This is a genomic window from Pseudomonas lactis, from assembly GCF_001439845.1.
GTDB classification, from domain to species: domain Bacteria; phylum Pseudomonadota; class Gammaproteobacteria; order Pseudomonadales; family Pseudomonadaceae; genus Aquipseudomonas; species Aquipseudomonas lactis.
Genome location: NZ_JYLO01000008.1, coordinates 383,729 through 392,630 on the forward strand (window position 1 = coordinate 383,729; position 8,902 = coordinate 392,630).

Genomic DNA, 8,902 nt, shown 5'->3' on the forward strand with positions numbered 1-8,902 from the left:
TGGGTTCACCGAGCTGATGAAACTGTATTTGCATCAGCCCGGATCTGTATTCATCAAGCCTTGAGCATGTGCCCGGTTTCTTCCAGGTTAATGTGCCAACTCAGTGCTTCGCGCAAGATGTGCGGGGTATGCCCACCGATGGCGCAGGCGGCATCGAAGTAAGTGTTCAGGGCATCGCGGTAGGCTGGGTGCACGCAGTTATCGATGATGACCCGAGCGCGCTCCCGTGGCGCCAGGCCCCGCAGGTCGGCAAGGCCTACTTCGGTGACGAGAATGTCCACGTCATGCTCGGTGTGGTCCACATGGCTGACCATCGGTACCACGCTGGAAATTGCGCCGCCCTTGGCAATGGACTTGGTGACGAAGATCGCCAGGTGCGCATTGCGGGCGAAATCCCCGGAGCCGCCGATGCCGTTCATCATCCGCGTGCCGCAGACGTGGGTGGAGTTGACGTTGCCGTAGATATCGAACTCCAGCGCGGTATTGATACCGATGATGCCCAGGCGCCGTACCACTTCAGGGTGGTTGGAAATTTCCTGCGGGCGCAGCACCAATTTGTCCTTGTAGTGCTCCAGGTTGCCGAATACATCGGCATTGCGTCGCTCCGACAAGGTAATCGAACTGCCGGAGGCAAAGCTCAGCTTGCCGGCGTCGATCAGGTCGAAGGTCGAATCCTGCAACACTTCCGAGTACATGGTCAGGTCTTCGAACGGCGACTCGATCAGCCCGCACATCACCGCGTTGGCAATATTACCGATGCCGGCTTGCAGCGGGCCGAGCTTGTTGGTCATGCGCCCGGCATCGACTTCTTGCTTGAGGAAGTTGATCAGGTGGTTGGCGATGCCTTGGGTGTCGCTATCAGGCGGCGTTACCGTGGAGGCGGAGTCCGCCTGGTTGGTGATGACGATGGCGACGATTTTCTCGGGTGGGATCGGAATCGCAGTGCTGCCAATGCGGTCGTCGACTTTCACCAGCGGGATCGGCGTGCGCGTCGGCCGGTATGTCGGGATGTAGATGTCGTGCAGCCCTTCCAGGTTCGGGTTGTGCGCCAGGTTGATCTCGACGATCACCTGTTTGGCAAAAATCGCGAAGCTGGCCGAGTTGCCTACGGAGGTGGTGGGCACGATATGCCCCTGCTCAGTGATCGCGACGGCTTCGATCACGGCGATGTCGGGCAATTTGAGCTGATTGTTGCGCAGTTGCTCGACGGTTTCCGACAGGTGCTGGTCGATAAACATCACCTCGCCGGCATTGATCGCCTTGCGCAGGGTGCTGTCGACTTGAAAGGGCATGCGTCGTGACAGTACGCCGGCTTCGGTCAACTGCTTGTCCAGGTCATTGCCCAGGCTGGCGCCGGTCATCAGTGTGATTTTGAGTGGCGAAGTCTTGGCGCGTTCGGCCAGGGCGTGGGGGACGGCCTTGGCTTCACCGGCACGGGTGAAGCCGCTCATGCCGACGGTCATGCCGTCCTCGATCAGTGCAGCGGCATCTGCCGCGCTCATGACCTTGTTCAACAACGAAGGCAAGCGGATACGATCACGGTACATGAATTGTTATCTCTGGCTACGGAAAGCAAGGTGGGCAGTGTAGTGATTTCAAAAAGTTTCGGCCCGCTACCATGGTCGAATGCCAGGTCGCGATTTAGAGCCTTTGGTCGGGTTTCATGTGTGTGCAAAGCGGGACGCAGAGCATCCCGGGACGCGTTCCCACGCAGAGCTTGGGAACCATAAAAAAACCCCAGCCTACAGCAGGCCAGGGTTTCGGGTATTGCGCTGGCGCAGTGTTATTCGACGGCTTTGACCATGTCTTCGATGACCTTTTTGGCATCACCGAAGACCATCATGGTCTTGTCCAGGTAGAACAACTCGTTATCCAGGCCGGCGTAGCCGCTGGCCATCGAGCGTTTGTTGACGATGATGGTCTTGGCCTTGAACGCCTCGAGAATCGGCATACCGGCGATGGGGGAGTTCGGGTCGTTCTTGGCAGCCGGGTTGACCACGTCGTTCGCGCCCAGCACCAGCACCACGTCGGCCTGGCCGAACTCGGAGTTGATGTCTTCCATCTCGAACACCTGGTCGTAAGGCACTTCGGCCTCGGCCAGCAATACGTTCATGTGCCCGGGCATGCGACCCGCCACGGGGTGGATCGCGTACTTTACGGTGACGCCGTGGTGGGTCAGCTTCTCGGTCAGCTCCTTGAGCGCGTGTTGTGCCCGCGCCACTGCAAGGCCGTAGCCTGGGACGATAATCACGGTATCGGCATTGGTCAGCAGGAAGGTGGCGTCATCAGCGGAGCCGGACTTCACCGGGCGTGCTTCTTTGGAGCCCGCCGCGGCGCCAGCATCCGGCGCATTGCCGAAACCGCCCAACAGCACATTAAAGAAGGAGCGGTTCATCGCCTTGCACATGATGTACGACAGGATCGCGCCGCTGGAGCCCACCAGGGAACCAGCGATGATCAGCATCGAGTTGTTCAGCGAGAAACCGATGCCCGCCGCTGCCCAGCCGGAATAGCTGTTGAGCATCGACACCACCACGGGCATGTCGGCGCCGCCAATCGGGATGATGATCAGCACACCCAGTACAAAGGCCAAGGCCAGCATCAGCGCGAACGCAGTGAGGTTGCCGGTAAACATGAACGCCAGGCCCAGGCCCAGGGTTGCGAGGCCGAGCACCAGGTTCAGTTTGTGTTGGCCGCCGAACTGTACCGGTGCGCCCTGGAACAGGCGGAACTTGTACTTGCCCGACAGCTTGCCGAATGCGATCACCGAGCCGGAGAAGGTGATTGCACCGATAGCGGCACCGAGGAACAGTTCCAGGCGATTACCGGCCGGTATCGAATCGCCCAAGTGCTTGACGATGCCCAGGGACTGCGGCTCGACCACGGCGGCAATGGCGATGAACACTGCTGCCAGGCCGATCATGCTGTGCATGAACGCGACCAGCTCTGGCATCTTGGTCATTTCAACACGCTTGGCCATGATCGAGCCGGCGGTACCGCCAACCAGTAGGCCAACGATGACGTAGCCGATACCGGCAGTCGCCAGTTCAGCCCCCAGCTTATAGATGAGGCCGACGGTGGTGAGTACCGCCAGCGCCATGCCGAGCATGCCGAACAGGTTGCCGCGCCGCGAAGTGGTCGGGTGCGAGAGGCCTTTGAGGGCCTGGATGAAACAGATCGACGCGATCAGGTAGAGCGTCGTCACGAGATTCATGCTCATTACTTGGGCGCCTCTTCTTTTACTTTCGGGGCTTTCTTCTTGAACATCTCAAGCATCCTGCGGGTGACCAGGAAGCCGCCGAAGACATTCACCGCCGCCAGGGCCACGGCCAGTGTGCCCATTGTCTTGCCCAGTGGCGTCACGGTGAGAGCTGCGGCTAGCATGGCGCCGACGATAACAATCGCGGAAATGGCGTTGGTCACGGCCATCAGCGGCGTGTGCAATGCAGGTGTTACGTTCCAGACCACGTGATAACCGACATAAATCGCCAGCACAAAGATGATCAGGTTGTAGATACCGGGGGAGATAAGCTCTTCCATCGTCTGAATCCCTGCTTAGGCGTTTTTGCGGATGACTTGGCCGTCGCGACACATCAGGCACGCGGCGACGATGTCGTCTTCGAGGTTGATTTCAAACTGCCCTTCCTTGGTGAAGACCAGCTTCAGGAAGTCCAGCAGGTTGCGCGCATACAAGGCAGAGGCGTCGGCGGCGACCGCACCTGCAAGGTTGGTCGGGCCGCAGATGATCACGCCGTTTTCCACCACGACCTGGTCGGCCACAGTCAGCGGGCAGTTGCCACCTTGGGCTGCAGCGAGGTCGATGACCACCGAGCCGGGTTTCATCTGCGCCACGGTATCGGCGCTCAGCAGGGTCGGAGCCTTGCGGCCCGGAATCAGGGCGGTGGTGATGACGATGTCGGCCTGTTTGGCGCGTTCGTGCACGGCCAGGGCCTGGCGCTGCATCCAACTGCTGGGCATCGGGCGCGCGTAGCCGCCGACACCAACGGCGCATTCACGTTCTTCATCGGTTTCGTACGGTACGTCGACAAACTTGGCGCCCAGGGATTCGATCTGCTCCTTTACCGCCGGGCGTACGTCGGACGCTTCGATCACCGCGCCCAGGCGCTTGGCCGTGGCGATGGCTTGCAGGCCTGCCACACCGGCGCCGAGGATCAGTACGCGCGCGGCTTTTACAGTGCCAGCGGCAGTCATCAGCATCGGCATGAAGCGCGGGTAGTGATGAGCGGCCAGTAACACGGCCTTGTAACCGGCGATGTTGGCCTGCGAAGACAGCACATCAAGGCTTTGGGCGCGTGAAGTGCGCGGCGCGGCTTCCAGGGCGAAAGCGGTGATGCCGCGCTCGGCGAGCTTGGCGATGGTTTCGTTGCTGAACGGGTTGAGCATGCCCACCAACACGGTGCCACTTTTGATCAGCGCCAGTTCGCTGTCGCTGGGGGCAACCACTTTAAGGATCAGCTCGGCGCCAAACGCGTCGTTGGCACTGCCAATGGTGGCGCCTGCCGTTTCATAGGCACTGTCGACGATGCTGGCATTGATGCCTGCGCCGCTTTGTACAGTGACCTTATGGCCCTGGCCGATCAGCTTCTTGATGGTTTCCGGGGTGGCAGCCACCCGCGTTTCACCGGTCTGGGTTTCGAGAGGAACACCAATGTGCACGTCAAATCTCCTGCATGATCTTTTTGCTTTTGATCTTTTTGTAAAAAGGCCAGTGCACCGCGAGTGGCGCAACTGGGGCGGCCGATCAGCACGATCCCGCTGAAATGACAGCGGGGCGCGGCATTTTGCAGGCGAACTTTACGGCCATCAAGGGATTATGACGGGTGACGAAAAATTAACTACAAGTCACCCTGTGACTGATTGTCGCAACAAGCTGAAATAACCTCTTTAAATACAGGCCTTTAAAGGTGTTCAGGCGTTTTCGGTCCGTTTTTCCATTGCCAGTGTGAATAGTCGTGCATTGGCCGGTAAGAGTCGCTAAGAGCCATGAGATACATGGCTTTTAGCCTTATTTTTGGCTGACAAGTACAGTCTGTTTAAATGCGACATATACGTACATCTGTAGGTTCTGAATTTATTTGACTACAAAGTCAGCACTTGCGTTGTGTCCTTCATTTACATGGGTTGTAGCGTCTTGACTGGTCGAGCAGCCAGTCCCTGAATGCATGCAGAGAAGCGGATTCGACCTTTTTGTCAGGAATCATCAGGTAATAAGCCTTTTCGCTGGTCAGTGCTTCGGTGCTGGCGATTACCAGTTGTTGCTCCTTCAGCTCCCGCTGTATGAGGAAGGGAGGAATCAGTGCGATGCCCATGTCATGCATGGCCGCTTGAGACAGCATCGAGAATAGCTCGTATCGAGGGCCTGTCATGTCGCGTGGGATGTTCAGTTGTTGGGCGTTGAACCATTGGCGCCAGGCGTAGGGACGTGTGGTCTGCTGCAGCAGGGGCAGCTCGGCGATCTGTTGAGGGGTGAAATGCGTGCGGTCGCCGAGTAAGCGCGGGCTGCATACCGGTACCGGGTTTTCGCCCATTAACCGGTGGGATTGCGTACCCGACCAATCGGCATCCCCGAAGTAGATCGCCGCATCGAACTCGGTATCAGCGAACAGGAAGGGGCGCGTGCGGTTTGTCAGGTTCACCGTGACTTCCGGGTGCTGGTGTTGAAAGTCTTTCAGGCGTGGGATCAGCCACTGCGTGCCGAAGGTGGGCACCACCGCCAGTTCGATGACATTGGCGCCTTGCTGGCCCATCACCGACAAGGTGTCGCGCTCTACGGCGTCCAGTTGCGTTGCAACCCTGCGGCTATAAGACAGCCCCGCCTCCGTCAGCTTCACTCCACGGCGTGAGCGGCGAAACAGCTCGACACTCAAAAACTCCTCCAGGCTGGCGATCTGTCGGCAAATCGCGCCTTGGGTGATGGAAAGCTCCAGTGCTGCCTTGGTAAAGCTCTCGTGCCGGGCTGCTGCCTCAAAGCTGATGAGTGCGGTGGTACTGGGGATTTTCCGGCGCATGTACGTTGCCCTCACAGATAAAGCGCATTTCTGGGCTTTTTTAGTGTTACGAAGTGAGAAATTAGCACAAGCCTATGCAAAAACCTCGTTTGCCCTCTGCGCTGACCGCGCCTAGTCTGGTTCCACGACTTCTGATTTTTTCCGCGAGGACTTATTCATGGCTGGCAAGGCAAGCTTCAACTGGATCGATCCACTGCTGCTGGATCAACAGCTCACCGAAGAAGAGCGCATGGTGCGTGACAGCGCCGAGCAATTTGCTCAGGACAAGCTGGCTCCTCGTGTGCTCGAAGCCTTCCGTCATGAAAAGACAGACCCCGCTATTTTCCGTGAGATGGGCGAGACCGGTTTGCTGGGGGCGATGATCCCTGAGCAGTACGGTGGCAGTGGTTTGAACTACGTCAGCTACGGTTTGATTGCGCGTGAGGTCGAGCGTGTCGACTCCGGCTATCGCTCGATGATGAGTGTGCAGTCTTCCCTGGTCATGGTGCCGATCAATGAGTTTGGTACCGAGGCGCAAAAACAGAAGTACTTGCCCAAACTGGCCTCTGGTGAATGGATCGGTTGCTTCGGGCTGACCGAGCCCAACCATGGTTCCGACCCGGGTGCGATGATTACTCGTGCACGCAAAGTGGATGGCGGCTACAGCCTGACCGGCGCGAAGATGTGGATTACCAACAGTCCGATTGCGGATGTGTTTGTGGTGTGGGGCAAAGACGATGCAGGTGATATCCGTGGCTTCGTCCTGGAAAAAGGCTGGAAAGGCCTGAGCGCTCCCGCTATCCACGGCAAGGTGGGTCTGCGGGCCTCGATTACCGGTGAAATCGTCATGGATAACGTATTTGTGCCGGAAGAAAATATCTTCCCGGATGTGCGTGGCTTGAAAGGGCCTTTTACCTGCCTCAACTCGGCACGGTACGGGATTTCCTGGGGGGCGCTGGGGGCTGCTGAGTTCTGCTGGCATACCGCGCGGCAGTACACACTTGATCGCCAGCAGTTTGGTCGCCCACTAGCTGCCACTCAGCTGATCCAGAAGAAGCTGGCAGACATGCAGACCGAGATTACCTTGGCCCTGCAAGGTTGCCTGCGCCTGGGTCGGATGAAGGATGAGGGTACGGCGGCGGTTGAGATCACTTCGATCATGAAGCGTAACTCGTGTGGCAAGTCATTGGATATCGCGCGCATGGCTCGGGACATGCTGGGCGGCAACGGTATCTCCGACGAATTCGGAGTGGCGCGCCACTTGGTCAACCTGGAAGTGGTCAACACCTATGAAGGGACCCATGACGTGCATGCCTTGATCCTGGGGCGCGCGCAAACCGGTCTTCAAGCGTTCTATTAATAGGAGCATGGGTATGGGCGCGCTTTCGCATCTGCGAGTGCTGGATTTGTCGCGAGTACTCGCGGGCCCTTGGTCCGGGCAGATTCTTGCAGACCTTGGGGCCGAGGTGATCAAGGTCGAAAGGCCGGGCAGCGGCGATGACACGCGCGCTTGGGGGCCGCCCTTCCTTAAGGATGCGGATGGCGAGAATACCAGTGAGGCGGCGTATTACCTGTCGGCCAACCGTAATAAAGAGTCGGTGACCATCGACTTTACGCGGCCGGAAGGCCAGAAACTGGTACGCGATCTGGCTGCCAAGTCCGACATACTGATCGAAAACTTCAAGGTGGGCGGCCTTGCGGCGTATGGGCTGGACTATGAATCCCTCAAAGAGGTCAACCCGGAGCTGATTTACTGCTCCATCACTGGGTTTGGTCAGACGGGCCCCTATGCGATGCGTGCCGGCTACGATTTCATGATCCAGGGTCTGGGCGGGCTCATGAGCCTGACCGGGCGGCCTGAAGGGGATGAAGGCGCTGGGCCGGTAAAGGTTGGCGTAGCCTTGACCGATATCTTGACCGGGCTTTATTCGACCGTGGCGATCCTGGCTGCGCTAGCGCATCGCGATCACGATGGTGGTGGGCAACATATCGACATGGCGTTGCTGGATGTGCAGGTGGCTTGCCTGGCGAATCAGGCGATGAATTACCTGACCACCGGGACGCCGCCGAAGCGCTTGGGGAACGCTCACCCTAATATTGTGCCCTATCAGGATTTCCCCACTGCCGATGGAGATTTCATCCTCACCGTAGGCAATGACGGGCAGTTCCGTAAGTTCGCCGAAGTCGCCGGGCAGCCACAATGGGCGGATGACGTGCGTTTCGCCACCAATCGCGCGCGGGTGGCTAATCGCGCGGAGCTGATTCCTTTGATCCGTCAAGCGACGGTCTTCAAGACGACCGCTGAGTGGGTGTCGCAGCTGGAGCAAGTGGGCGTGCCATGTGGGCCGATCAATGATCTGGCGCAGGTGTTTTCCGATCCGCAGGTCCAGGCGCGTGGTTTGGCGATTGAGCTGCCTCACGCATTGGCGGGGACGGTGCCCCAGGTTGCGAGCCCGATACGCTTATCCAAGACGCCTGTTGAGTACCGGAGTGCGCCTCCTCTATTGGGGGAGCATACGCTTGAGGTGCTGCAGGGGGTTCTGGGGCTGGGAGCTGCTCATGTGGCCGCATTGAAGGAGGCGGGTGTTATTTGAGCGTTCCCTTCTATATAGAAGCGCACTGGTGAGCTGGTTGTTTTTTAACCGAAGCTAACTTATTGATAGGAAAGCAAAATTAAGAGTTGACGGCGAATTATATCTGTCTATAATTCGCCCCACTTCCGGCGCAGTCGAAACGGAAAACTCCTTGGTAAACAATGAGTTACGCAGTTCTCGACAGCAAGTTGCTTCAGTTCATCGAAGCCAAAAGGAAGTTGAAAAAGAGGTGTTGACAGCAGCGTGTAACGCTGTAGAATTCGCCTCCCGCTTACGAGAGATCGCAAGCGCAAGTGGTTG

General features: G+C 58.3%; 7 protein-coding genes. 2 read left to right on the top strand and 5 right to left on the bottom strand.

The annotated features are described in order from the left end of the window. Nucleotides 1–53 precede the first annotated feature (53 nt). From TX24_RS16070 to TX24_RS16090, 5 genes are all read right to left on the bottom strand, one after another. Nucleotides 54–1,547, bottom strand: coding sequence for an acetyl-CoA hydrolase/transferase family protein (locus TX24_RS16070; RefSeq protein WP_003187414.1), 1,494 nt, complete (start codon nt 1,545–1,547; stop codon nt 54–56). A 236-nt stretch (nt 1,548–1,783) separates the two neighbouring features. Further along, entirely contained in the window at nt 1,784–3,220 is a 1,437-nt protein-coding gene (locus tag TX24_RS16075) for an NAD(P)(+) transhydrogenase (Re/Si-specific) subunit beta (protein WP_021491387.1), read from the bottom strand. Continuing rightward, nucleotides 3,220–3,540, bottom strand: coding sequence for an NAD(P) transhydrogenase subunit alpha part 2 (locus tag TX24_RS16080; RefSeq protein ID WP_003187417.1), 321 nt, complete (start codon nt 3,538–3,540; stop codon nt 3,220–3,222). Before TX24_RS16080 ends, TX24_RS16075 begins: the two co-directional genes overlap by 1 nt. Nucleotides 3,541–3,555: 15 nt before the next feature. Then, nucleotides 3,556–4,677: a Re/Si-specific NAD(P)(+) transhydrogenase subunit alpha gene (locus tag TX24_RS16085; RefSeq protein ID WP_003187419.1), complete on the bottom strand. Its 1,122-nt coding sequence runs from the start codon at nt 4,675–4,677 to the stop codon at nt 3,556–3,558. 452 nt (nt 4,678–5,129) lie between these two features. Beyond that, nucleotides 5,130–6,029: a LysR family transcriptional regulator gene (locus TX24_RS16090; RefSeq protein WP_003187421.1), complete on the bottom strand. Its 900-nt coding sequence runs from the start codon at nt 6,027–6,029 to the stop codon at nt 5,130–5,132. A gap of 157 nt (nt 6,030–6,186) precedes the next feature. Here TX24_RS16090 and TX24_RS16095 point away from each other — a divergent pair, with 157 nt between their 5' ends. Next, nucleotides 6,187–7,368, top strand: a complete 1,182-nt coding sequence (locus tag TX24_RS16095; protein ID WP_003187423.1) for an acyl-CoA dehydrogenase — start codon at nt 6,187–6,189, stop codon at nt 7,366–7,368. Between the two features lie 13 nt (nt 7,369–7,381). Then, nucleotides 7,382–8,602: a CaiB/BaiF CoA transferase family protein gene (locus tag TX24_RS16100; protein WP_057710660.1), complete on the top strand. Its 1,221-nt coding sequence runs from the start codon at nt 7,382–7,384 to the stop codon at nt 8,600–8,602. The last annotated feature ends 300 nt before the right edge of the window (nt 8,603–8,902 follow it).